This window comes from Fibrobacter sp. UBA2449, from assembly GCF_002342555.1.
GTDB lineage: Bacteria > Fibrobacterota > Fibrobacteria > Fibrobacterales > Fibrobacteraceae > Fibrobacter.
Genome location: NZ_DDQF01000012.1, coordinates 289,938 through 313,167 on the forward strand (window position 1 = coordinate 289,938; position 23,230 = coordinate 313,167).

A 23,230-nucleotide genomic window follows, 5' to 3' on the forward strand; every position below is an offset into this window, starting at 1 on the left:
GTCTCGATGCAGTCCTGCAGGGACCAGATGTTCTCGAAACCGGCGTCTGCAGAGGCGATCATTTCGTTGATGGCCGTGTAGGCGGTAATCGGGAAGTTGAGACCGCCGAAGCGGCGCGGCATCGTGACACCGTTGAGGCCAGCCTTGCGGGTGGCTTCCAGGTTCTCGTAGGTCTTGCTTGCGTAGCGCACGCGGCCGTCTTCGCAGTGGGGGCCTTCGGCGTCCACGTCTTCGGAGTTCGGGAAGATGGTGTTCGCGGTGATGTCGCCTGCGACTTCGAGCACGCGGTTGTAGCTGTCTATCGCGTCGGCGTAGTCTTCCGGCGCGTAGTCAAAGCTGTCCTTGTCGGCGTAGCCGTTTTCCTTGAGCTCCACGATGCGCTGCATCAAGGGGCTGCTTTCGAGGTTGAATTTAATCTCGGGGTGATCTGTGTAGAAATTTGCCATAGCGCTTACTTGTTGTTTGCCTTGTAATACTTGATCATCTTCGGGAGAACTTCTTCGACGGTGCCGTTGATCACGTAATCAGCGATAGCGTTGATCGGAGCTTCGGGGTCGGAGTTCACGGAGATGATGATACCTGAATCCTGCATGCCAGCGAGGTGCTGGATCTGGCCGGAAATACCGAAAGCGATATAGACCTTCGGGCGGACCGTCACGCCAGTCTGACCGATCTGACGGTCATGATCGACGAAACCTGCGTCCACAGCGGCGCGGCTAGCACCGACTTCAGCGTGGAGTTCCTTGGCAAGTTCGAACAGCATGTCGAAGTTTTCCTTGGAGCCCATGCCGTAACCACCGGCCACCACGATGGGTGCGCCCTTGAGGTTGTGCTTGGCCTTTTCCACATGGCGTTCGAGCACCTTGACCACGTATTCCGTTTCCGGCACGTACTTGGCCACGTCGTGCTTGATGACTTCGCCCTTGTAGTTCGGGTCCACGATTTCCTTCTTCATCACGCCTTCGCGCACCGTCGCCATCTGCGGGCGGTGTTCCGGGTTCACGATGGTAGCAACAATGTTGCCGCCGAACGCCGGGCGAATCTGGCAGAGCTGGTTTTCGTAGAACTTCTTCACGCCGCCGATGCTCATTTCGAAGCTGTCGATTTCGAGTTCGGTACAGTCGGCGGTAAGGCCGCTGTGCATGGCGCTGGAGATGCGCGGGCCGAGGTCACGGCCAATCACCGTTGCACCCAGCAGGCAAATCTGCGGCTGCTCTTCCTTGAAGAGGTTCACCACGAGCGATGCGTGCGGGTTGGTGGTGTAGGGGAAGAGCCCTTCGGCGTCGAATACATGGACCTTGTCCACACCGTAGGGGAACACCTGCTTTTCAATTCCGTCGAGGCCCTTGCCTGCGCAGATGCATTCGAGCTGAACGCCGAGCGTGTTGGCGAGCTTGCGGCCCTTGGACAAAAGTTCGAGGGAAACGTCGACAACGGTCGTGCCCTCAATTTCGCAATATACAAATACGTTATTCATAGGCTAGCCAATAATCTTCCCGTCTAAAAGTTCCTTGATAAGTCCTTCGACGTCGGCGTCGCTTGCGGTGAGCGTGCGGCTTTCCTTCGCCTTGAACACGATGTTCTTGACAGCCTTCACGTTCGTCGGCGAACCGGCCTTACCGATCTGGGCAGGGTCTGCGTCGATGTCGGCTGCACCCCACTGCGGAATGTTCAGGTAGGGCTTCTTCGCGATGAGGGCTTCGTACTTTTCGGCATCTTCCGGCTTGCGTTCGGCAACCACAGTCGCGTTCTTGAACTTCATGAGGCGCTTTGCGTTGCGCGGACGGCACGGGGCCGCACTTCCGTTCACGGTCACGACCAGCGGGAGCGGTGCTTCCACCGTTTCCACGCCACCGTCGATGTGGCGGCGGATTACGACCTTGCGGGCCTTTTCGTCGAGGGAGAGGATTTCTTCGGCGTAGGTCACCTGCGTAAGTCCCAGCTTTTCTGCAATCTGCGGACCGACCTGTGCGGTATCGCCGTCGATAGCCTGGCGGCCACCGAGAATGATGTCGTAGTCGCCAATCTTCTTGACGGCCTGGGCGAGCGTGTAGCTCGTAGCGAGAGTGTCAGCACCACCGAGCGGGCGGTCCGTCACCACGAAACCTTCGTCGGCACCGCGGTACAGAGCTTCGCGGACGACTTCGGCAGACTTCGGGAGACCCATCGTCAGCACAGAAATGGTGGAACCCGGGAACTGGTCCTTCAAACGAAGGGCTTGCTCCAGGGCGTTCAGGTCTTCGGGGTTGAAGACCGCGGGCAATGCGGCACGATTGATGGTTCCCTGCTCCGTCATGGCATCGGGGCCCACGTTTCGTGTATCAGGTACTTGCTTAGCAAGCACAACGATTTTAAGACTCATTATATCCTTATAGTGTTGAATTTACGTTTTATGTTTTGCTGTGTACAAGATAGAAATTATCGGGTGTCCCGCCCCGACCTCCAGTAGAGGTCTTTCCCACGTCATCTCTGCATAAGAAAATTGACATTTTTTTGTAATAAAGTGCTTTGGCATATGCACAATAAAAGCCAATCCGTCAATTGGATTGGCTGAAAATAATTTTATCCTATATTATTCTTCCGCTATTTTATTTCCACGTAAACGCCCTTGGGCAGGTCGGGGAGGGATCCGTTGGCGTTGCGCACCCCTACGGGCTGGCCGAGCACGTTGAATATCCTGTTTCCGGGCTTGCCGTAGCGAGCCTTCTCTATATTGCGGATGATGGTGGTGCCGCCTTCGATTGTCACCTTGATTTCGAAGGTGACCTGCTTGCTCCCGTAAACGAGAGCCTGCCTTACGGTGAAGGTGTCTCCGGCATTGACTTTACCAGGCATGTGGCCTATTTTAGTGGTCATGGTCGTAAGGTCCACGTTGGAGAATACGATGCTGGTGCCGTTCGGGTCCCAGGTTGCGATTTTGCCATCCTTGTCGAACCAGTGGCCGGTGCCTTCGCCGGTAGTGTTGCTGTTGAGGCTCCCGTCGGGTTCCACTCCGTAGAATTCTACTTTGTCTTCAATTTCGGTCCGCTTGATGCCGAAAATGCTTGCGACTTCGTTGCCGTTCAGGTCGAGCGTTACGGGCGCATAGTTGTCGCTTATCGGGAGTGTCGTTTTGAGCGCGATTTTCTGGACCGTGATTTCGACAGAACTGCTGGATGCGGGTTCCGACGAACTGGACGATGGCTCGGAACAGTTCTCGCCGATGCAGAACGTGAGCGTCTCTCCGGGGGTCCCGATGTCGGTGATTTTCAATCCCGTCTTGGAACCGTTGTACCAGCGGATAGCGGGGTAGGCGTCATCTGAAAATTCCGCGTAGGTCCCGCTCTTGAAGAACGTGTTGGCGGTGCTGCCCGGGCTTGGCCACTGGTCAGTTACGGCATCGCTCGTTTTGCCTGCCGCGCTGGCGTGCACGATTCGGAGTCCGAGTTTGTCTGCGGAGGAATTTCCCTCAATCGAAAAGTCGTAATGTTGCATCAGGAGGCCGCTACCTGCTAGGACTTTGTTACGGCCTTTATTTTGTACGTAAGACCATGCCAGGCCTTCCTTGTCGGGCCTGTTCGGGTTCTTGTAGCGGTAGCAGAACTCTCCCGGCTTCGTAATTTCAAGGCTTGTTACGTTGTTTACATCGTTGCTCGTGATGTCTACGAACGGAATCCAGCCCTGGTCCGCACGGTAGAAGTCGTTTATCGCCACCGGGTTCAGGTCGTTCGCGCGGTTGCCCATGGTGCAGTAGTCGCCGTACCAGTAGAGGTCCGGCCAGCCGAAGATCATGTGCCCCGATTCATGCACGAATACGTAAATGGAGAACTTGCCGGGCATGTCCGTCATCTGATGGTGCGTGAGCCGGACTCCATCGCGCTTTTCGCTGGACCATCCGGAATGCGGCCAGAGCCCCTGACCCCATGTCTGTCCGGGGCCTGCATACACGATGTTAATGGCTTCGGTGGTGCCGTCCTTGTCGTTGTCGTAACGTGAAAAATCTACCTGGGGGTCGAAATACTCAAAGACCTCTTTCATGAGCGAATCGGAACCCGAGTATCCTTGCAAACCTTCGTACCAGGACTTGGGATGCTTTGCGCGGTACCAGCTGTAGACTTCGTTCGTGAGGTCCAACTGCCCGTTGGAAACGTCGAGGTAGTAGTCGCGTACGGAACCGTTGCAGCCGTCCCTGTTAAAACCTTCCTTGTTGAGCCAGTCCTCGACTTCGCTCACTGTAACGGGGGCGGGCTTGTCCGAAAAATCAACGAGCAGGGTAAGGCTGTAGATTTTGCCCTTGGGGGCGGCATAGTGGCTCTTGGTCGTGACCGCGGTCGTTTTCGTGAGGGTGCGAGATTGTGGCGTGCCACGGGAATTGTCAAACGTGGGCATCGCCTCGGCGGGCCATTCCTGGACGCGCTTCCCCTGGTACACGATGTCGGCGAACGCCATCGCGGGCAGCATCAATGCGATAAGACTAAAAAACGGAATCCTGTTTTTCATAAACATCCCTCTGCGAGAATCATACACCCGGTGTTAATATATTCTTTTTTGGGACGAAGCGGTTGCCTGTAGCAAAGAATCCGTGTTAAAGACGTGTAATAATTTGTTGCTTGTTTTTCCTCCCCGCAATTTATTACATTTTCGGATATGAAATTCAAACGCATTCTTCTCAAGCTCAGTGGCGAAGCCCTCGCAGGCGAAAAGGGCCACGGTATCGATAACCAGATTCTCTCCGACATGGCGTCCGAAATTGCCTCCATCGTCAAGCAGGGCGTGCAGGTCGCGCTTGTGATTGGCGGCGGCAACCTTGTCCGCGGCATCTCCGCTTCTGCAGGCGGCATGAATCGCGCCCAGGGCGATGCCATGGGCATGCTCGGCACCGTGATGAACGGCCTCGCCATGCAGGATGCTTTGGACAAGCAGGGAATCGACTCCGTAGTGATGTCCGCCATCCGCATGGAACCGGTCTGCGAATTCTTCGACCGCCGCAAGGCTTTGAAGCTCCTCTCCGCAGGCTCCGTCGTGATTTTCTCCGCCGGTACGGGTAACCCGTTCTTCACCACCGACAGCTGCGCTGCTCTCCGCGCCATCGAAAGCGAATGTGATGTGATTATGAAGGCCACCAAGGTCGACGGCATCTACACCGCGGACCCGGTCAAGGATCCGACAGCCACCCGCTTCGACGATATCAGCTACAAGGAAGTCATTTCCCGCGGCCTCAAGGTGATGGATACCGCCGCCGTCGCCCTCTGCATGGAAAACAACATGCCCATCTTCGTGTTCAAGATGGAAAAGGGCAATTTGACCCGCGCGGCCATCGAAGGCGACCTCGGTACGCTGGTCCACTGCTAGGGATTTTTACTTATATTTAACTACGGAAACAAACCATCAACTCTTAACTAACTAGTGACTAATGACTAGTGACTAGGAACGAACTATGGCAGACTATACCGAAAAAATGGACAAGGCCATCGAGGCCACCGAACGTGAATTCTCCAAGATCCGCGCTGGCCAGGCTAGCCCCGCTATCCTCAACGACGTGCGCATCGACTACTACGGCACCCCGACGCCGATTTCCCAGGTGGCGAAGATTTCTGTGCCCGAACCGCGTATGCTGCTCGTGACCCCGTGGGAAAAGCAGCTCGTCGACACCATCGACAAGGCGATTCTTGCGGCAAATATCGGCGTGACCCCGATGAAGGACGGCAACTGCATCCGCGTGTCGCTTCCCATACTCACGACCGAACGTCGCCAGGAACTCGCGAAGGTGGCCCGCAAGCATGCCGAAGAAGGCCGCGTGGCTATCCGTAACATCCGCCGCGATGCGAACGACGCCATCAAGAAGAACAAGGACCTGCCCGAAGACGAAGTCAAGAAGCAGCAGGACGAAATCCAGAAGGCGACCGACAAGTATATCGCAAAGATTGACGCTATCCTTGCCGAGAAGGAAGCGGACCTCCTCAAGGTGTAGTCCGGGGCGACCGTGGCGAACCAGCTTAGACATGTTGCCATCATTATGGACGGTAACGGGCGTTGGGCCCGTAGCCGCGGGCTAGAGCGTTTTCTCGGGCACCGCAAGGGCACGCAGGCGACCATCGACGCGGTGGAAGTTGGCGTGAATCTGGGCCTCGAGCACATGACCCTCTACGTGTTCAGTTCCGAAAACTGGGGCAGGCCCAGCAAGGAAGTGGATTACCTGATGAACCTCCTCATCGAGATGGTGGTGAAGGAAATCCCCGACCTCATGGAGAAGAACGTGAAGCTCAAGGTTATCGGGAACATGGAACGCCTGCCCGAAAAGCCGCGCGCGAGCCTCCAGTCCGCCATCGACAAGACGGCGAACAACACGGGCATGCAGCTGAACCTCGCCATCTCGTACGGTGGCAGGCTCGAAATCGTGGATGCGGCGAAGGCTATCGCCACGCAGGTGCAGGCGGGTACGCTCAAGATCGAGGATATCGACGAGAACGTGTTCGCGAAGAATTTGTATTTGAAGGGCGCTCCCGATCCGGACTTGGTTATCCGTACCGGTGGCGAGTTCAGGCTTTCGAACTACCTGCTCTGGCAGGCCGCCTATAGCGAGTTCTACGTGACGGACACGCTGTGGCCCGACTTTACCAAGGAAGAGTTCCTGAAGGCCGTTGAGTTTTTCAAAACCCGCGAAAGAAGGTTTGGGAAGGTGTTGCATGAGTAACTTGGCTCAGCGTTTGTTGACGGCGTTTATCGCCATTCCTATAGTGTTCGTGTTGCTGTGGTTCTGCGACTACAGCCGTATTGGCCTCATGTGCTTCCTTGCGGGCGTGGGCGCCTGGGAATGGGCGGGCATGGTCTCCAAGATGTACAAGGGTCCCGACATGCGCTACCTCTCGTTTGCGGCAAGCTTTGCCCTCACGCTGGCTTGGGCGCTTGCCTCGGGCGGGTTCTTCGGGCTGACCGCCGTGCCTTATGTTGTCGGGATGACGGCAATGCTTGTGTTCGGCCTGTATATCGCCATCGCCTACGCGAAGGTCGAAATCGATCACATGTTCCCCTGGATGGTGATGCACCTTGCGGCCCCGCTCTACCTCGGACTTTGGGGTGGTATCAACGTGCAGATGATGGGCAACGGACAGGGTCTCGAACACTGCTATCCGTTTATCCTCGTGATGACCTCCGTGTGGCTGTGCGATACGGTCGCGTATTTCTTCGGAAAGTTTGCTGCGGGCAAGGGACCCTTCGGACGCCATCCGTTCGCTCCGAACATCAGTCCCAAGAAGACTTGGGAAGGCTCCATTGCCGGTTCTGTCGCAACTATCGCGTGGGTCGCCTACTGGGCCAAGTGCAGTTCCGCCCTTGCGGTTTTCAACGTGCGGCTCGACTGGACGCTCGCGGTCGTGCTTGGACTCCTGATTACTGTCGCGGGCCAGGCGGGTGACCTCCTGATGAGCGCCCTCAAGCGTTGGAGCGGCACCAAGGATTCGGGCAACCTGTTCGTGGGGCACGGTGGCGTGCTCGACCGCTGCGATTCCTTCTACCTCGCGGCCCCGATGCTCGTGCTGCTGATGGATTTCTTCAAGAATATTGCCTAAAAGTCAAGGAGGAAAAATGAAAAAGTTTCTCGTTTTTGCTTTCGCCGCTGCTATGACTCTCGCTGCTTGTGGTGACGACGATACCAATCCTACTTCTGGCGGTAACGATAATACCGATCCCGATAACGGTGGCAAGAAGGATGACGGCAAACTGGATGCTGGCTGCAACTTCGCAAAAGAAGATAATGTTTGGAAGTACAAGTATTCAACTTGGGAATACATCGACGAATATACCTGGGTTGACGAGACGACGGTCGATTACAAGGCATATAAGAAAGCGTATCACATGGAAGACGATGACACGACCTATACGGGCGTGAACCGCGACGAGTTCTTCGAAAAGGTTATGGAAGATTGCCTGTTCTACCAGAACATGGACAACTAGCGCTTTATTCCGTGTTCCGCCATGTAGATGGCGAGATAGTCGATAACTCCTGAATCTGCTCCCTTCACGGGAACATACCGCAGGTTGTTCTGCGCGTCGATGATGACGGCGAGCCCGGCGATGTAGTTTATCCAGTGATAGTCCTCGTGATACTTGAGGGCAACCTTTCCTCCGGAACCGAACACGGCCAGGGGCATCACGAATATATCGTGCGAGACCATGATGCTCACGCGCTTCCACTTGGACAGGTTCTTGAGGATGACCTTTTCCATGAATTCCTGGGCGCGGGGCGCAAGTTCGTAGAGTGCGTCGGGGTAGGGTTCTCCGTATGCCCAGTGGGCCATGAGCTCGACGGAACTTCCCTGCATGCCGAGCTTTGTTGCGTATTGTGCGAGCTCGTCTGCGGAAATCTTCAGGAACCAGTTGCCGGTGATGTCGTAGTTCGTGATGAGCTTCGGGAGGTTCGCTTCGCCGCGTCCCTTCGATATGTTATTCGCAGTCTCGTTCGTGCGCACGAATCCCGAGGTGATGTAACTGAATTCCTCGTCGCTCCTGAGAGTTTTTCCTAAGTCCTGGGCCATCTTCACTCCGTTTGCGGTGAGTTCCGTCTCTATCGCCACGGCGTCTTCGCGCTCGGAATGGCGTATGATGAATACCGCCTTCTCGCTAGGCGCTAGGCTCCTGTAAACATCGGAAACCGTCGCGAATCCGTCCTTGTCGAGCGGGATTTCCGTTACTGCGGGCACGGAACCGGAGGATTCTGCGGAACTCGACGATTCAGGAACGGAATTTGCGGAGGAGGAAGATTTGATACGCTCTACTACCGATGACGAATGTCCGTGTGTGTAGTGAGCGCTGGAAGAAGAAGCCGGAAGGGAGGAAGACGACATGGCAGCCGACGACCCTTCCGGTGAATCTTGCGCAGATGACCCCCCAAACAGATTTCCGGAGTCAGGAATATCAAGGTCAGATGCGCTTGATTCAATTTCGGTTGGTTCTACATCTTTTGAGGACGTGCCCGAATCGGTGCAGGCAATGAACGCGCCTGCAGTGAAGATGGCGAGTGTGAAGACGCGCATCACGAACCCCACTGGTAATCGCCCGCCTCGTACACCGGATTTTCACCGTTGAAGCCGCGCGGGCGCTTGATCTTGTCGTCAAATACGGTCTTGTTGAAGATGCGGAAGTCGCCGCGCTCGTAGCTCTGGAACGAGATGTGGCAGAAGATGGGCCCTGCCGGCATGTATTCGCTGTAGCTCATGGTGCGTTCGCCCGCCGTGTAGAGGTAGTTGAAGTACCTGCCGTTCAGGACGATGTGCAGCCCGATGTTACCCACGGTGAACCAGCGACCCTTCGCGAGGATGTTTTCGTGGTGGGTGTCGTCGTAGTCCATCACCACGAATTCCGCATCGCCATTTTTATCGAGATGGAAACGGTACTTGTGGTTGCCCCCGCAGCAGCGGCCGTCGAAGAACCATGTATAGCCACTTGCCGCAGCGATGCGCGGGTCGCGCACGCTCGTGTCGGGGTGGGCGAGCTGTTCGTCGCTCACGAGGCGCTCGGGTTCCACTGCGGCAATCAGCTGTGCAAGCGTTTTCGGGTTGCTTACGGAGGTGAGCGTGATCTTGTTTTTCGCCTCGCTCATGGAGCGGCGATACAGGCGGTAGGGAATGCCGTCGTCGCTGATCATCGTCATTTCGTCCTGGCTAAAGATGTAGTAGGCGTATGTCTTGGTGCCGCTCCGTGTGACCACGTTGAAACTGCGGTTGTTGAGCGTGTACCACTGTCCTGATACATTTGGGAATCCCGAAACTGCCGCGTTTCCGTCTTCGGCGATGACAACGGTGTAGTCGTCGCTGATCCATGCTTCGTCGGCAGCGGTAATCAGGCGGCAGTCGCGATTCTTGTCGCCCTGGCAGGCGGCAGCCGAGGGGTTCGCCGCTTCGCAGGGGCTCACCATGCCCGGCGGGAGTTCCGCCGACATGCCGATACGGAATCCCATGTCGGCGGCGCCATCGCGGCTGCGGATGGCGCGACGGCTCACCCGCGCGAACTCCGCGGGTTCGCCGTAACTCCCGCCGCGGCGCGTCTTGTTCCCGCTTCCTGTGAGCTGTACCGGATTCACCTTGTCGCCCGCGGTGTAGCCCACGAGCCAGTCGTAGACCCATTCCCACGAGTTTCCGCTCATGTCGTATAGCCCGAGCTTGTTCGGTTTCTTGGTCGCCACGTCGTGCGCCTTGCCGCCGCTGTTTTCGGAATACCATGCCACGTCATCGACGCTGTTGCTGCCCGAGAACTTGAAGTTGTCTGCGACGCCGTCCTTGCCGCCGCGTGCCGCGAATTCCCATTCGGCATCGGTCAGCAGGCGGTACTGATGGCCCGAAAGCTGCCCGAGCTTGCAGGCGAAACTGTTCGCGTCGAACCAGCTCACGCCGATTTTGGGTGCCTTGTCCGATTCCCAGACGTTTTTCTTGCCGCCCATCACTGCGTTCCATTGCCCGATAGTGACCTCGGTTGTGGCGATATGGTAGGCGCCTACTGTTACTTTGTGCGAAGGTGTCTCGTAAATCTTGTCCTGCTCGGCGCAGTTGTCGCACCCGCGCGTGTACGTGCCCCCCGCGACATACACCATGCTGAATACCGCACCGTTTACGGTGTCGGCGAAGGTGGCCGGCGCCACGTAGGTGTATTCTGAACCCGCGTCGGTGCTGCTGGAACTGCCGGGCCCGAAATCGCCCGAACTGCCGGGAACGTTCCCGCTCGAACTGGGCGATGAACCCGCGCTTGAAGGCGTGTCGGCCGATGAGGTCGCGGGAATCCCTCCCGAAGAAATTGCGGGCAGCGCTCCCGAAGACAGTTTGTCTTCCGGATTGTTGCCTGAGTCGCCTACAGATGAATTGGAAGAGAGCTCACCCTCTGGAACAGAAATGCCGTCGGAAGTTTCCGAGCAGCTCCAGAACACCCCAGCGGCGATTATCGACACCGCTAAAACACCCGAAAAGCGCATGCGCATAGCGCACCTCCTTCGAGTTCATAACCATAACCCAATTCTAAACTAGATTTAAAAAGGAGAAAGCGGTGTAAATTTTTGTAAAGAAAACTGCGGATGCGTTTTTTGCTATTATTTAAGGGAATTAGAAAAAGAGGCTTTTATGAAAAACGTCGTCCTTCTCGGTGCCACAGGCTCCATCGGTACGTCCAGCGTCGATGTCATCCTGCAACATTCCGACATTTTTAACTTGTATGCGGTCGCCGCGAACAGCAGTGTGGCGAAGGTCGCCGAAATCGTGCGCAAGTACAAGGTGGAACGCGTGTGCATGTTCGACCCGAACGCCGCGAAGGAACTCGAAGGGATTCTCGGCATGAAGGTGCTCGCCGGCATGGAAGGCTTGTGCGAACTTGCCGCCGACCCGAAGGCCGATATCATCATCAACGCGCTCATGGGTGCGGTGGGCTGCCTCCCGACCATTACCGCCATCGAGCACGGCAAGCATGTGGCCCTCGCGAACAAGGAGACGATGGTCATGGCGGGCCCCGTCATCTGGGACAAGCTTGCGGAAAACCCGAAGTCGTTTATCACACCCATCGATTCCGAACACAGCGCTATTTTCCAGTGCCTCGAGGGCGGCAAGCGCGAAAGCGAAGTGGAGTTCCTCGAAATTACGGCATCGGGTGGCCCCTTCCGCGAATGGCCTATCGAGAAGTTCGAAACCATCACGGTTGCCGACGCGCTCAATCACCCCGTGTGGAGCATGGGCAAGAAGATTACCATCGATTCCGCCTCCATGATGAACAAGGGTCTCGAAGTTCTCGAGGCGCACTTCCTGTTCCATATCCCGTACGAACAAATTAAGGTCGTGGTTCACCCGCAGTCCATGGTGCATTCGCTGGTGCAGTTCCGCGACGGCTCCCTCATGGCACAGCTCGGCGCTCCCGACATGCGCATCCCCATCCAGGTGGCGCTCACGTGGCCCGACCGTCTGCGTCTCGAAACCAAGCGCCTCGACCTGCCGACGCTTGCAAAGCTCACGTTCTTCGAACCGGATTTCAAGAAGTTCCGTTGTCTTGCCCTCGCGTTTGAGGCGGGCCGCCGTGGCGGTATCGTGCCCTCCATGATGAATGCCGCAAACGAGGTGCTCGTCGACCGCTTCCTCAAGGGAAACCTCAAGTTCACCGATATCCCGAAATACGTGGAAATGGTGATGGAAAAGGCCCCCAATGTGACCGGCCACCTGACGCTCGACCAGGTTCTTGACGCCGACGCCGAAGCCCGCAGGCTTACCGCTTCGCTGATAAAGTAATTTTACAAAAGCGTGTTATCCTGAATGGCCCTTTTGCCCTGAAAACGGCAAAAGGGTTGTTCTTTTATACAACAAAATATCGTTCCTTTTTGTGAAAGGCTCGTGTTTGGGGGGTAAATTTATGTTGTGGTTCGAAAAAAGGAGCCCCAAAAGGAGTCAGAAATGAAAAGTTTGGTTATGGCGGCAGGTTTGTTTATGGCCGTGTCTTCATTTGCCCAGTGGGGCGACTGGGGTGGCGGAAACAACGGTGGTTTCGGCGGCCCGCAAAATGGATCTACCGTTGCGAGTGCGGAAAAAACGGCTGACGTGAACTACGTGGGCGACGGAAAAACCTACCATACGCTGGACATCTATATTCCCAAGGATACGGAGGGGCCGTATCCGGTGGTCATCCACACCTACGGAAGTGCCTGGAGCATGAACAACTACAAGGGCTCTGCGGACTTGGGTACCATCTGCTCTGCTTATGCCAAGGCGGGGTATGCGGTAGTGACGCCGAACCACCGCTCGGCAAGCGATGCCAAGTATCCGGCGCAGTTGCACGACATCAAGGCCGTTGTCCGATTTGTCCGCGGCAATGCGGCCAAGTACAAGTTCGATACGAATTTTGTGGCCGTGTCCGGGTTCTCCTCGGGCGGTCACCTTTCGAGCCTCACCGCGACGACATGCGGTTTGAAAGAGGGCAAGTCCGGTTCGGTGACTGTCGATCTGGTCGGAGACCTCGGCGAGTACACCACGTTCAGCAGCTGCGTCGACGGTGCCGTGCTCTGGTCCCCTCCGACAGACATCTACACGATGAACCCCATCAGCATGGGTGGTTCCGGAACCATGGAAGGCGCCTTCATCGGTGTAGAACGCGAAGGTAACAAGGACAAGTGGATGGTCGCGAGTTCACCCTACTACGCGAGTGACGACGATCCGCCGGTAATCATGTTCCACGGAACGTCCGACAATATCGTGAATATAGAGCAGAGCCAGGAACTCTACGATTCCCTTAAGAACCACAACGTGGTAACGGAATTTATCAAGGTGTCTGGAGGCTCCCATGGCGGCGACAAGATGAATGCGAAAGAGAACTTGGACAAGGCGGTCGCCTTCCTCGACAAGGCGCGCGAGGCGAAGGCCGCTGTGGCTGTCGTGACGCCGCCGGACACTTCGGCCCAGGATACGGCAAAGACAGATACGGTCCCGCCGGGAATCGTGTACGATACTCTTCCGGATGCGTTGCCACTCCTGCGTTCGCTTGGCGCGGATCCGGTGACTTACGATGTTTTCGCCTTGGACGGGACCCTGGTCTCGCGTTCTTCCGTGCTCGACAAGAGTTCGCTCAGGCCGGGTATCTATTACGTGGTCACAAGGACTGCCGCGGGCAGGCGGGATGTGTCCCGGTTTGTGAAAAAGTAAAACACTTGATACAGTTTGGTTTGTAATTCTTTAATAGGCGGACCTATACGGGCCGCCTTTCCTTATATTGGGTTCAGGTGTATGACAACTTTTCTTGCGCAAGAGAGGATGTTTTGAAAACGAATAGAATCAAGCTGGTCGTGCTTTCCGCGACCGTTGCCGCCGGTGTTTCGACGGCCTTTGCTGCCAATGCCTACATAAACCAGGTGGGTTACCGCCCTTCCGACCCCAAGCAGTTCTCGCTGGTGGGCGCCTCGGGCAATGTCGAAATCGTGAACGCATCCGGCCAGACGGCCCTTTCCGTGACTCCGGGGGCCGCATCTTACTGGGATGCGAGCGGGCAGAATGTTCAGCTTGTGGATTTCTCCGAACTCAAGACCGCCGGCAAGTACTCCATCAAGGTGGGCGGCCAGGTACTCCGCCAGGATTTGGTGGTTAAGGATAACACGTTCGAGGACGTGCTCAAGGCTGCCGCCAAGTGGTTCTACTACCAGCGCGCATCGATGGCTCTTGAGAGTCAGTATGCGGGCAAGTGGAGCCGCGCCGCGGGGCACACGAACTCTACGGTGGAACTCCATAACTCCGCCGGTTCGGGCTCTATCCAGTCTACCAAGGGCTGGTACGATGCAGGCGACTACGGCCGCTATATCGTGAACTCGGGCATTACCACCTACACGCTCCTCTCGCTTTACGAGCACTTCCCGAATTACTTCAAGAACCTCAAGTGGAATATCCCTGCGGAGGGCAGCCTTCCGGACCTGCTTGCCGAAATCAAGTGGAACCTGGACTGGATGCTTACCATGCAGGCGAATGACGGCAGCGTGTATCACAAGCTTACGTCTCTCGGGTTCCCGGGTGACGTGATGCCCGCGCAGGACAACCTGAAGCTTTACGTTATCGGCAAGAGCGCCGAGGCCGCTTTTGACTTTGCGGGCGTGATGGCTGTTGCCGCCCGCGTGTACAAGCCGTTCGATTCGAATTACGCGAACAAGTGCCTGGAGGCGGCGAAGAAGGCCTATGCCTGGGGCTCGAACAACATGAACGTGCACTTCACGGCAAACCCGTCCGACGTGTCGACCGGTGCCTATGAAGGCGATAATGCGAGCGACGAGAAACTTTTCGCCGGTACGGAACTTGCCATTACGACAAACGACGGGTCGTACAAGCAGTCGGGTACCACGGAGTATATCTCCTACTGGGGCGACATGAAGGGAATTGCCACCTACGGCAAGGCGACTCACGCGTCCGTTTTTAGTGATGCGGGCGAGGCCAAGCAGAAAATCCTTTCAACCGCCGACGGATTCGTGAACCGCACCAAGTCCGGTTTTGGCGTGGTGATGGCGAAGGACGATTTTGTGTGGGGTTCAAACGCAGTAGCTTCCAATCAGGGGGTATGGCTCTTGCATGCCTACTACCTCACTGGCGACGAGAAGTATTATGCCGCAGCGCTCAAGGTGCTCGATTACCTGCTTGGTAAAAACCCGCTCGACATGTCGTTTGTGACGGGGTATGGCTCCAAGTCTCCGATGATGCCGCACCACCGCCCGAGTACTTCGGATAACGTAACTGAGCCTATCCCGGGAATGCTCGTGGGTGGCCCGCAGCCCGGTGGTGAGGATGTCGGCTCCGCTGCGGAATGGAAGTGTTCCGACTACAGGACGGGTCAGGCCGCGACCGCCTATACCGACCAGCGCTGCAGTTATGCGACGAACGAGGTCGCCATCAACTGGAATGCCCCGCTTGCCTACTTGGCGGGCGCTCTCGAGGCGATAAACGCGGGCTTCGCTCCCGACTTTGCCGCTGCAGGAGTCGCGAGGAAAAATACGACGGCGCAGTCTTCGTCCAGTTCCGCTCCGCAGGGCTCTAGTTCTTCTAGCGCGGTGCCTGCTTCGAGCTCTTCGCAGTGGCAGCCGCCGCAGTCCAGCTCGTCGCAGTGGAACCCGTGGAATCCGGCCAGTTCCAGCGCGACTGCCGCAATTCGCGAGGTTGTGCCTGCCGCAATGCAGGGTGATGCAACGCCACGCCTCCGCGTGAAGGATTTCAAGCTTGTCGTCGAGAAAAACGGCAGGCGCTATGACCTCCGCGGTCATCGCCTGCACTAATTTGTGGCATCAGACGCTGGGCGATAGGGAGTCTAGCGTAGGAATACTTTCTTTGTGAAGTTGGATCCAGTTCCTGTCGCCTTCACCATGTAGACTCCCTTGCGGGACTCCTTCCACAGGAATTCCTTGCCGTTGGCCGAAGCCATTTCATGGCCGTTCATATTGTAAATGTGCCAGGAAGCCGTTTCGGGGAGCGAGAAAAGGACTCCGTTTCCGAGGCGGTTGACTTCAAGACTGCTCGATGCAAAGCGTTTTGGCAAAATGCTTTCGGACTTGCGGGGCGTCAGGGAAGATGAATCGCCCGGAGTCGCCGATTTCGGGTTGTCGATGGCGTCAATCACGTTCATGAAGGTCCCGCTCATCATTGAGGCTCCGAACCAGGCGAGGAACTGGTCGAAATACATTTCGTTGTGGAGCGTGTCCTCGATTCCGCCGGTGGGGTCGACGGCGTTTCCGAAGTAGTCGCCGCCTTCATAGAACTTGCCGAGTTCTTCGCTGAATGCGATGCGGTCTTTCGATTCGCCGACGGCAAGGGCAGCCGTCGCCCACATGCCGACGGTCAGGTGGCTATGTTCCCTGCGGTAGCGCCAGGTATCCTTGTTCTTGCTGTCGTTGAAGTCGGTCCAGATATCATCGGCGGGCAAGAGCTCGCCCGGATTCTCAATTTGATAGAAATTGGACGCTTCGGCGCCTCCCTTGCCGTTGATGAAAGCGAGGGAATTCTTGAGGAACGCCTTTGCGCGAGGCTCGTCGAACCATACGGCATCAATGGCTACGCGCCAGAGAATGCGGATGGCGTCCTTGAAGAAGGCGCGGCTGTTGAAGTAGGCGTTGTAGCCGAGGCTCCCGGCCCACTTGCCATTGGGCTGCATCCAGTCTGGAATCATGCCCATGCTGTAACCGGGGCTGTTCGCGAGGATTTCGTAAGTCTTTTCGACAACCATGTTCCAGCGGTCACCGTTGCTGTCGAAGTTTGCGAAGATCCTATACCATGCAGGCGAGAAATAGCCCGGATTGACAAAGGCGTCGCCTCCCCATCCTGCGCCTGGGGCTAGGATCCCGCTGCTCGTGACCTGCTTGGTGTCCCACATGCAGTCAAGGATTTTCTTGGCGTGGTCGGCGTAGCCGTAATTGAACTTGGTCGAGGTGTATGGCTTCCATTTGCCGGCGGATACAAGTTTGTCTGCAAAAATGAGGGCGAGGGCCACGTCCTCTTCGGCGTCTGTCGCTGCACCCATTCCGCTGATTTTCCCACTGGGATCCATCTGCCAGTTGTAATAACAGCCGCCCCACATCTTTTCGTTGGCGGTATCCCAGATGCTGTTGAAGTGCTCCTGGTCGTTTGCATATAGGGCGACCAGCATGCCGTAGCCGACGGCCTCGCTTACTGCGTCACCCGGGGTCTCGCTCTTAGGCCTGTGGATGAGGCCCTTGCCTTCGGTGTAGGGGTCGATGTTTCGGCGGATTAGGCCCTGCCAGGTGCTGTCGAGGGCGGCTTTCCAGTAGGATTCGTCGACCTTCGGTTGTGCATTGGGCAGATCCAGGACTGCCTGCGAAAACGAAAACGCGGCAGCTACGCAGAGGGGAACCAGTTTGATGTTTTTCATACAATCTCCGAATTCCCAGATACACTCCTGCCTAAATATATAATAAAACCGCACCCCTACGGATGCGGTTTCTTGAATTCGAACGATGCCGCGTTAGGCCTGGTGGGCCTTGAACCAGCGGATAAGACCGTTGGTAGAGCTGTCGTGGTTCAGTTCAGCGTCGGCCTTTGCAAGTTCCGGAAGGATTTTCTTGGCGAGCTGCTTGCCGAGTTCAACACCCCACTGGTCGTAGCTGTTGATGTTCCAGATAACGCCCTGCGTGAAGATCTTGTGTTCGTACATGGCAATGAGGGCGCCGAGCGTTTCCGGAGAAACGTAGTCCATCATGATGGAGTTGGTCGGCTTGTTGCCTTCGAACACCTTGTGCGGGGCGAGGAATGCGATTTCTTCTTCGCTCTTGCCGTCCTTGCGGAGTTCTTCCTGGGCCTGGGCGAGCGTCTTGCCGTTCATCAAGGCTTCGGGCTGCGCAAAGAAGTTGCTGAGCAGCTTCTGGTGATGGTCGCCGACCTTGTTGTGGCTGTTGGCCGGGGCGATGAAGTCGCAAGGAATCATCTTGGTGCCCTGGTGGATGAGCTGGTAGAAGGCGTGCTGGCCGTTCGTACCCGGTTCACCCCAGAGGATCGGGCCGGTCTGGTAGTTCACGCGCTTGGAGTCGCGGTCAACGGTCTTGCCGTTCGATTCCATGTCGGCCTGCTGGAAGTAGGCGGCCAGGCGGTGCAGGTACTGGTCGTACGGGAGCATCGCGTAGCTGGAAGCACCGAAGAAGTTGTTGTACCACACGCCGATGAGGGCGAGGATCACCGGCATGTTCTTGTCGGCCGGGGCGGTCTTGAAGTGCTGATCCATTTCGTAAGCGCCCTGGTGGAGCTTCATGTAGTTCTCGAAGCCGATGCGGAGAGCGATGGAGAGGCCGATGGCAGACCACAGGGAGTAGCGGCCGCCGACCCAGTTCCAGAATTCGAACATGTTGGCAGTGTCAATACCGAAAGCGGCGACGGCCTCGGTGTTGGTGGAGAGCGCCACGAAGTGCTTGGCGATGGACTTTTCATCGCCATTGAAGGCCTTGAGAACTGCGGCCTTCGCGGTTTCGGCGTTGGTCATGGTTTCAAGAGTGGTGAAGGTCTTGGAAGCGACGATGAAGAGCGTTTCTTCGATGTTCACCTTCTTGAGGGTCTCGGCCATGTGGGTGCCGTCGATGTTGGAAACGAAGTAGACTTCCGGGGAGTATTCGCCGGCAATCGGCTTGTCTGCATAGGGCTTGAGGGCTTCGGTGACCATCACCGGACCGAGGTCGGAACCGCCGATACCGATGTTCACCACGTACTTGATGGACTTGCCGGTGTGGCCCTTCCACTTGCCGCTGCGGACGAGGTGGGTGAAGTCTTCCATGTGCTTGAGAACCGCGCGAACTTCGGGCATCACGTCCTTGCCGTCGACGCAGATCGGATCGTTACCCTTGTAACGCAGAGCGGTGTGGAGCACGGCGCGCTTTTCGGTGGTGTTAATCTTTTCGCCGGCGAAGTACTTCTTGCGCATGTCTTCGAAGTTCGCGGACTTGAGCAAGTCCTGGAGCTTGGCCATGGTCTCGTCGGTGATGATGTTCTTGGAGTAGTCCAGGAAGAGTCCGCAGGCTTCCAGGCTGAACTTCTCGGCACGGGCCGGGTCCTTCGCGAAGAGTTCCTTCATGTGCCAAGTCTTGGCGACTTCGGCGTGGGCCTCGAGGGCCTTCCATTCCTGAGAATCAGTCAGTTTCGACATAGATTAATCCTTTCCGCAAAAGCGGTTATTGTTGCGGAGCTAAATATAGAAATTTTATTACATTATGAACATGGATACTTCATTACTTGACAAGGCGATTGTTTTTGCCGTAAAGGCTCACCAGGGCGTTGAACGCAAGGGCAAGGGGTTTCCCTACATTGTCCATCCGCTGGAGGCCGTCTCGATTGCGGCCACCATGACCAATGACCAGGAACTCCTGGCCGCAGCGGTCCTGCACGATACTGTCGAAGATACCGCGGTCACGTTCCGGGAAATCGAACGCGAATTCGGCAAGCGCGTCGCAAGCCTTGTCGAGGCGGAATCGGACGTGGAATTTCCGGGCAAGAGCCGCGAGGAAAGTTGGCGCCTGCGTAAGGAAGAGGCTATCGACCGTCTCTCGACGGCTGCAAACGACGTGAAAATCGTTGCGCTCGCCGACAAGCTGAGCAATATCCGTGCCATTTACCGCGACTACCAAGCCATTGGCGACAAGGTGTGGGACCTGTTCTGCGTCAAGGACAAGGCTTCGCACGAATGGCATTTCCGCGGGCTCGCCCGTGCGCTTTCGAGTCTCGACGCGACCTTTGCCTATAAGGAGTTTACCGGGACAATCGAAAAAGTTTTTGGAGGCGTATGATGGAAAAGAAAGATGTGGCCGATTACGGGCTTCCTCCCAGGGAGACCATGATTCTCGAAGAATACCGCGAAAAACATGCGACATTCGAAAAGCTTTTGCAGGTGGTGAAAAACATTCTTTCGGAAAGTATCGCCTCCAACAGCATCTACATCAATGCGCTCGAAGCGAGAATCAAGGCGGAAGACAGTCTCGCGGGCAAGCTCGAACGCAAGGCGGGAAAGTATTCTAGCCTTTCGGACCTTACCGACATACTGGGCGTCCGCGTCATCACGTTCTACAGCGACGAGGTCGACAAGATTGCAGCTCTCGTGGGAGAAATTTTCGAAATCGACTGGGAAAACAGCATCGACAAGCGCAAGATGCACGACATCCACAGCTTTGGCTACAGCTCGCTCCATTACATATGCCGCGTTCCAAGGGCGCTCTTTGAAGATCCCGCATACCCCGAGCTGAACGATATCCGCTTCGAAGTCCAGATGCGAACTGCGCTGCAACATGTGTGGTCGGTTCTTGACCACGATACGGGTTACAAGTCCGGGTTCGAAGTGCCCAAGGAATACCTGCGCAACATAAACCGCCTTGCGGGAATGCTCGAACTTGCGGACGAACAGTTCTGCGCTATCCGTACGGGGATCAACAACTACAGGCGCCATGTTCAGTCGCTGGTGCGTTCCGGAAAATTTGACGAGGTGCCGCTGGACGGGGATTCCTTTGGCAACTACCTGGAACTGCGGCCGTTCGATTCCTTGAACAATCGCATTGCGTCTATCAACCAGGCCGAAATCCATGAGACTTCGCTGGTCGGGTATCTGAAACTTTTCCTGTTCCTCGGCTTCAAGACCCTGGGGGATATCGAAAAAATGATAAAGGAAAATTCCGAGGATGCTTACCAGCTGGCAGCGTTCCAGCTTGCCAATACGGATCTCGATATCATCAACTCTTCGCTTGCGGTGGTGAACCTCTGTGCGGTCCACGTCCTCAAACGCGGTGGCGGAGTTCTCGAGCTGACGCGCTGCCTGGACGAACTGAATGGCCCGTCCGAAGTCAACCGCAGCAGGGCGGAACACCTTTACGGCAGAGCGAAAAAACTAGCTTTTATGGAAGCGGCGAATAGTTGATTCCTTTGAGGTTTGGAAATGAAGATTAATTTTCATGGGTTGGCGTTCAAGCAGTCGGCGATGATTCTCTTGGGAATCAGCGTCGTGTTCGCGGCCCTGTTCGGTTTCGGAAGCTCGCAGATTCAGGAGCGCATGTCGCGTCTGCTATTGCAGAAGGGCGAAGAAATCAGCCGCGCGAACGTGGCCGTCATAAACAACCTGTTCGGTTCTTGTCGAAACTTCGGCGAGGAACTGGCGGTGAAGATTGGCGACCAGCAACTTGCAGGAACCGAACTCGACGACTTCTTGCTGAGGTCGCTTTCGGGCGTGCGCGCGACGGTGCCCCAGGTGCTGGCGGTGGTTGTCGCCTATGAACCGGGCATGGCTCCTAAGGGTGCTCCCGAAGGTGAATACATGCGGCTCGCGCATTACACGGAAAACGGGAATGTCATTACGGACGGCGGCAATTACCAGGAGACGACCTGGTATACGAGCACCCGCGATAGCATGAAGGGAATCTGGCAGGAACCGTTCATCGGCCAGTTTATCAAGGAACCCATCGTCATCTACACGACTCCGATTTTCAGCACATCCGCGTCGGGCCAGAAGCAGTTTGCGGGTGTCCTCTGCGTCGACATTTCCATCGCATTCCTCAAGGACATGGTGGCGAGCATTCCCGTCTCGAACAACGGCTATGCGGTCGTACTCTCGGCAAGCAATATGGTAATCGCGCATCCGAAGGACGAAATCACTTTCAAGGAAAATTTTGGTTCCATCTCGAAGAGCGCATCGCGCAAGCGGTTCGACGAATTCGAGAAGGCGGTGAGCAGCATGAAGAGCGGGCTGTTCCTGGGTTCCTCGTTCGAAGGCGACGAGGCGGCCATCTATTTCACGGCGATGGAAACGATTGACTGGACGTTCATGATCGTGTGGCCTGCAGACTCCTTCCTCGAAGAGCAGCGCTCCGTGAACCATGTGTTTGCGTGGATTAGTGCCGGTGGCTATTTGATCATGCTCGTCATAATCCTCGTTATCACCTTCCGCGTCTCGCGTCCGCTAAAAACGTTGGCGGCCGCCGCCGAGAAGCTGGGCCATGGCGATTTTGATACCGAGATTCCCGAAGTCAAGGGCAAAGACGAAATCTCGCAGCTTGCGGATGCGTTTGTCGACATGCGTTCTTCGCTAAAGGAATTTGTCGACAAGCAGAAAGGGCTCGACCGTATCGAACGCGAACTCGAATTCGCCCACAGCATCCAGATGGGAATCCTCCCGAAAGACGAATCCGAAGAAAACTGCTGCGACAGCCGGCATTCGCTGGCCCCGTTCATGCAGCCTGCGAAGGAAGTAGGCGGCGACTTCTACGATTTCTTCAAGATTGACGAGGATCACCTCGCCGTTGTGGTGGGCGACGCTTCGGGCAAGAGTGTCCCGGCGGCGTTGCTCATGATGGTGTCCCGCATCGTAATCCGCACCGTGGCCATGCATCTCCGGTCGGTTACGGAAATCCTCGAGGAGACGAACTACGAGCTGGCGCGACGGAACAAGTCCGTCATGTTCGTGACCGCGTGGATGGGAATCCTGGACTTGCGTACCGGCCATGTGGACTTTGCATCGGCTGGGCATAACCCTCCGGCGATCCGCCACAAGGACGGGACCGTGGAATATGTGAAGAGCAAGTCGGGACTCGTGCTCGCAGCCGACGAAAAGACGACCTACAAGCAGCAGTCTTTGGACCTTGCTCCGGGCGACATGCTGTTCCTTTACACCGACGGCGTAACCGAGGCGACGAATGCCGAGGAAGTGATGTTCGGAACGGTGGGACTGCAGAAGGCCCTTTCGGAAAGCGGCAACCGTCCTCCTGTCGGTGCATGCCATTTCGTGAAGGAACGTATCGATGAATTCGTGAACGGCGCTCCGCAGTTCGATGACATTACCATGCTTGCGGTGCAGTTCATCGGTTCCAAGGATAACGAGTGGGAAAAGCACGAAATTGTCGTGGATGCGAAACTCGAAAACCAGCCTTCCCTGACGCAGTTCGTGGAACAGGTGCTCGAACCTTTGGGTGGCTCCATGAAGTCGCAGATGCAGATCGATGTCGCTATTGACGAAATCTTCAGCAACATCGTCAAGTTCTCGGGCGCGAACCAGGTGACGTTGACGGTCGAGACATGCAAGTCCCACCTGATGGCGCGTCTCAGCTTTATCGATGGTGGAAGCCCGTACGATCCGACTAGCGCGAAGGAACCCGATGTGACGCTCTCGGCAGAGGAACGCAGCATCGGCGGGCTTGGATTGTTCATCGTGAAGAAGACGATGGACGATGTGGCTTACCGTCGCGATGGGAACAAGAACATTCTCACCATTACAAAGAAACTTTAAACGGCAACAACTT

The 23,230-nt window shown here is 56.3% G+C and carries 19 protein-coding genes; 11 read left to right on the plus strand and 8 right to left on the minus strand.

Translation table 11 applies throughout. From position 1 onward, the window contains the following. The 4 genes from B4B27_RS08890 to B4B27_RS08905 all read right to left on the minus strand — a co-directional run. Positions 1 to 446: acyl-CoA dehydrogenase family protein (locus B4B27_RS08890; protein ID WP_290725820.1), on the minus strand; the 446-nt coding region annotated here is incomplete at its 3' end. A 5-nt stretch (positions 447 to 451) separates the two neighbouring features. Beyond that, the gene (locus tag B4B27_RS08895) at positions 452 to 1,477 is read right to left on the minus strand and encodes an electron transfer flavoprotein subunit alpha/FixB family protein (RefSeq protein ID WP_072827777.1); all 1,026 of its coding nucleotides are present in this window, start codon (positions 1,475 to 1,477) and stop codon (positions 452 to 454) included. A gap of 3 nt (positions 1,478 to 1,480) precedes the next feature. Further along, positions 1,481 to 2,362, minus strand: coding sequence for an electron transfer flavoprotein subunit beta/FixA family protein (locus B4B27_RS08900; protein WP_072807907.1), 882 nt, complete (start codon positions 2,360 to 2,362; stop codon positions 1,481 to 1,483). 221 nt (positions 2,363 to 2,583) lie between these two features. Continuing rightward, complete coding sequence (locus B4B27_RS08905) at positions 2,584 to 4,479, minus strand: M6 family metalloprotease domain-containing protein (RefSeq protein ID WP_290725779.1); 1,896 nt, start codon at positions 4,477 to 4,479, stop codon at positions 2,584 to 2,586. A gap of 147 nt (positions 4,480 to 4,626) precedes the next feature. Between B4B27_RS08905 and pyrH the strand changes: the two genes are divergently transcribed. The 5 genes from pyrH (at position 4,627) to B4B27_RS08930 (ending at position 7,932) form a co-directional block, all read left to right on the plus strand. Continuing rightward, positions 4,627 to 5,331 (plus strand): UMP kinase, encoded by a 705-nt coding sequence (gene pyrH, locus B4B27_RS08910; RefSeq protein ID WP_072827780.1) that lies wholly within the window; start codon positions 4,627 to 4,629, stop codon positions 5,329 to 5,331. Between the two features lie 85 nt (positions 5,332 to 5,416). Continuing rightward, the gene (gene frr / locus B4B27_RS08915) at positions 5,417 to 5,950 is read left to right on the plus strand and encodes a ribosome recycling factor (protein ID WP_290725782.1); all 534 of its coding nucleotides are present in this window, start codon (positions 5,417 to 5,419) and stop codon (positions 5,948 to 5,950) included. Between the two features lie 12 nt (positions 5,951 to 5,962). Beyond that, entirely contained in the window at positions 5,963 to 6,673 is a 711-nt protein-coding gene (locus B4B27_RS08920; protein ID WP_290725784.1) for an isoprenyl transferase, read from the plus strand. After that, positions 6,666 to 7,547: a phosphatidate cytidylyltransferase gene (locus tag B4B27_RS08925; protein WP_290725786.1), complete on the plus strand. Its 882-nt coding sequence runs from the start codon at positions 6,666 to 6,668 to the stop codon at positions 7,545 to 7,547. Before B4B27_RS08920 ends, B4B27_RS08925 begins: the two co-directional genes overlap by 8 nt. 16 nt (positions 7,548 to 7,563) lie before the next feature. Next, a complete protein-coding gene (locus tag B4B27_RS08930; RefSeq protein WP_173366811.1) occupies positions 7,564 to 7,932 on the plus strand; it encodes a hypothetical protein in 369 nt (122 codons plus the stop codon). Here B4B27_RS08930 and B4B27_RS08935 read toward each other — a convergent pair. Continuing rightward, entirely contained in the window at positions 7,929 to 9,011 is a 1,083-nt protein-coding gene (locus tag B4B27_RS08935) for a histidine phosphatase family protein (protein ID WP_290725789.1), read from the minus strand. The two genes, B4B27_RS08930 and B4B27_RS08935, sit on opposite strands and share 4 nt — an antisense overlap. After that, on the minus strand, positions 9,011 to 10,945 hold the full coding sequence (locus tag B4B27_RS08940) for a formylglycine-generating enzyme family protein (protein WP_290725792.1): 1,935 nt from the start codon (positions 10,943 to 10,945) through the stop codon (positions 9,011 to 9,013). The genes B4B27_RS08935 and B4B27_RS08940 overlap by 1 nt, the downstream gene beginning before the upstream one ends. A gap of 139 nt (positions 10,946 to 11,084) precedes the next feature. Between B4B27_RS08940 and dxr the strand changes: the two genes are divergently transcribed. The 3 genes from dxr (at position 11,085) to B4B27_RS08955 (ending at position 15,739) form a co-directional block, all read left to right on the plus strand. Then, entirely contained in the window at positions 11,085 to 12,233 is a 1,149-nt protein-coding gene (gene dxr, locus B4B27_RS08945; RefSeq protein WP_173382182.1) for a 1-deoxy-D-xylulose-5-phosphate reductoisomerase, read from the plus strand. A gap of 162 nt (positions 12,234 to 12,395) precedes the next feature. After that, positions 12,396 to 13,637: an alpha/beta hydrolase gene (locus B4B27_RS08950; RefSeq protein WP_290725795.1), complete on the plus strand. Its 1,242-nt coding sequence runs from the start codon at positions 12,396 to 12,398 to the stop codon at positions 13,635 to 13,637. A 113-nt stretch (positions 13,638 to 13,750) separates the two neighbouring features. After that, entirely contained in the window at positions 13,751 to 15,739 is a 1,989-nt protein-coding gene (locus B4B27_RS08955) for a glycoside hydrolase family 9 protein (protein WP_290725797.1), read from the plus strand. A gap of 32 nt (positions 15,740 to 15,771) precedes the next feature. Here the strand turns inward: B4B27_RS08955 and B4B27_RS08960 are convergent, their stop codons facing one another. Both B4B27_RS08960 and pgi read right to left on the minus strand, forming a co-directional pair. Next, positions 15,772 to 17,346, minus strand: a complete 1,575-nt coding sequence (locus tag B4B27_RS08960) for a glycosyl hydrolase family 8 (RefSeq protein WP_290725798.1) — start codon at positions 17,344 to 17,346, stop codon at positions 15,772 to 15,774. A gap of 93 nt (positions 17,347 to 17,439) precedes the next feature. Next, a complete protein-coding gene (gene pgi / locus B4B27_RS08965) occupies positions 17,440 to 19,104 on the minus strand; it encodes a glucose-6-phosphate isomerase (protein ID WP_290725799.1) in 1,665 nt (554 codons plus the stop codon). 70 nt (positions 19,105 to 19,174) lie between these two features. On the opposite strand from pgi, the gene B4B27_RS08970 reads away from it, so the two are divergent. Genes B4B27_RS08970 through B4B27_RS08980 form a run of 3 tightly spaced genes read left to right on the plus strand, consistent with a single transcriptional unit; the run spans position 19,175 to position 23,217 of the window. Further along, positions 19,175 to 19,741: an HD domain-containing protein gene (locus B4B27_RS08970; protein ID WP_290725800.1), complete on the plus strand. Its 567-nt coding sequence runs from the start codon at positions 19,175 to 19,177 to the stop codon at positions 19,739 to 19,741. After that, positions 19,738 to 20,859 (plus strand): GTP pyrophosphokinase, encoded by a 1,122-nt coding sequence (locus tag B4B27_RS08975; RefSeq protein ID WP_290725802.1) that lies wholly within the window; start codon positions 19,738 to 19,740, stop codon positions 20,857 to 20,859. Before B4B27_RS08970 ends, B4B27_RS08975 begins: the two co-directional genes overlap by 4 nt. A gap of 18 nt (positions 20,860 to 20,877) precedes the next feature. Then, on the plus strand, positions 20,878 to 23,217 hold the full coding sequence (locus B4B27_RS08980) for a SpoIIE family protein phosphatase (RefSeq protein WP_290725804.1): 2,340 nt from the start codon (positions 20,878 to 20,880) through the stop codon (positions 23,215 to 23,217). Positions 23,218 to 23,230 lie beyond the last annotated feature (13 nt).

Excerpts from the sequence above, each read along its gene's own strand:
- B4B27_RS08895 (WP_072827777.1), bottom strand. The coding sequence starts at position 1,477 with ATGAATAACGTATTTGTATATTGCGAAATTGAGGGCACGACCGTTGTC.
- B4B27_RS08900 (WP_072807907.1), bottom strand. The coding sequence starts at position 2,362 with ATGAGTCTTAAAATCGTTGTGCTTGCTAAGCAAGTACCTGATACACGA.
- B4B27_RS08905 (WP_290725779.1), bottom strand. The coding sequence starts at position 4,479 with ATGAAAAACAGGATTCCGTTTTTTAGTCTTATCGCATTGATGCTGCCC.
- pyrH (WP_072827780.1), top strand. The coding sequence starts at position 4,627 with ATGAAATTCAAACGCATTCTTCTCAAGCTCAGTGGCGAAGCCCTCGCA.
- frr (WP_290725782.1), top strand. The coding sequence starts at position 5,417 with ATGGCAGACTATACCGAAAAAATGGACAAGGCCATCGAGGCCACCGAA.
- B4B27_RS08925 (WP_290725786.1), top strand. The coding sequence starts at position 6,666 with ATGAGTAACTTGGCTCAGCGTTTGTTGACGGCGTTTATCGCCATTCCT.
- B4B27_RS08930 (WP_173366811.1), top strand. The coding sequence starts at position 7,564 with ATGAAAAAGTTTCTCGTTTTTGCTTTCGCCGCTGCTATGACTCTCGCT.
- B4B27_RS08935 (WP_290725789.1), bottom strand. The coding sequence starts at position 9,011 with ATGCGCGTCTTCACACTCGCCATCTTCACTGCAGGCGCGTTCATTGCC.
- B4B27_RS08940 (WP_290725792.1), bottom strand. The coding sequence starts at position 10,945 with ATGCGCATGCGCTTTTCGGGTGTTTTAGCGGTGTCGATAATCGCCGCT.
- dxr (WP_173382182.1), top strand. The coding sequence starts at position 11,085 with ATGAAAAACGTCGTCCTTCTCGGTGCCACAGGCTCCATCGGTACGTCC.
- B4B27_RS08950 (WP_290725795.1), top strand. The coding sequence starts at position 12,396 with ATGAAAAGTTTGGTTATGGCGGCAGGTTTGTTTATGGCCGTGTCTTCA.
- B4B27_RS08960 (WP_290725798.1), bottom strand. The coding sequence starts at position 17,346 with ATGAAAAACATCAAACTGGTTCCCCTCTGCGTAGCTGCCGCGTTTTCG.
- pgi (WP_290725799.1), bottom strand. The coding sequence starts at position 19,104 with ATGTCGAAACTGACTGATTCTCAGGAATGGAAGGCCCTCGAGGCCCAC.
- B4B27_RS08970 (WP_290725800.1), top strand. The coding sequence starts at position 19,175 with ATGGATACTTCATTACTTGACAAGGCGATTGTTTTTGCCGTAAAGGCT.
- B4B27_RS08975 (WP_290725802.1), top strand. The coding sequence starts at position 19,738 with ATGATGGAAAAGAAAGATGTGGCCGATTACGGGCTTCCTCCCAGGGAG.
- B4B27_RS08980 (WP_290725804.1), top strand. The coding sequence starts at position 20,878 with ATGAAGATTAATTTTCATGGGTTGGCGTTCAAGCAGTCGGCGATGATT.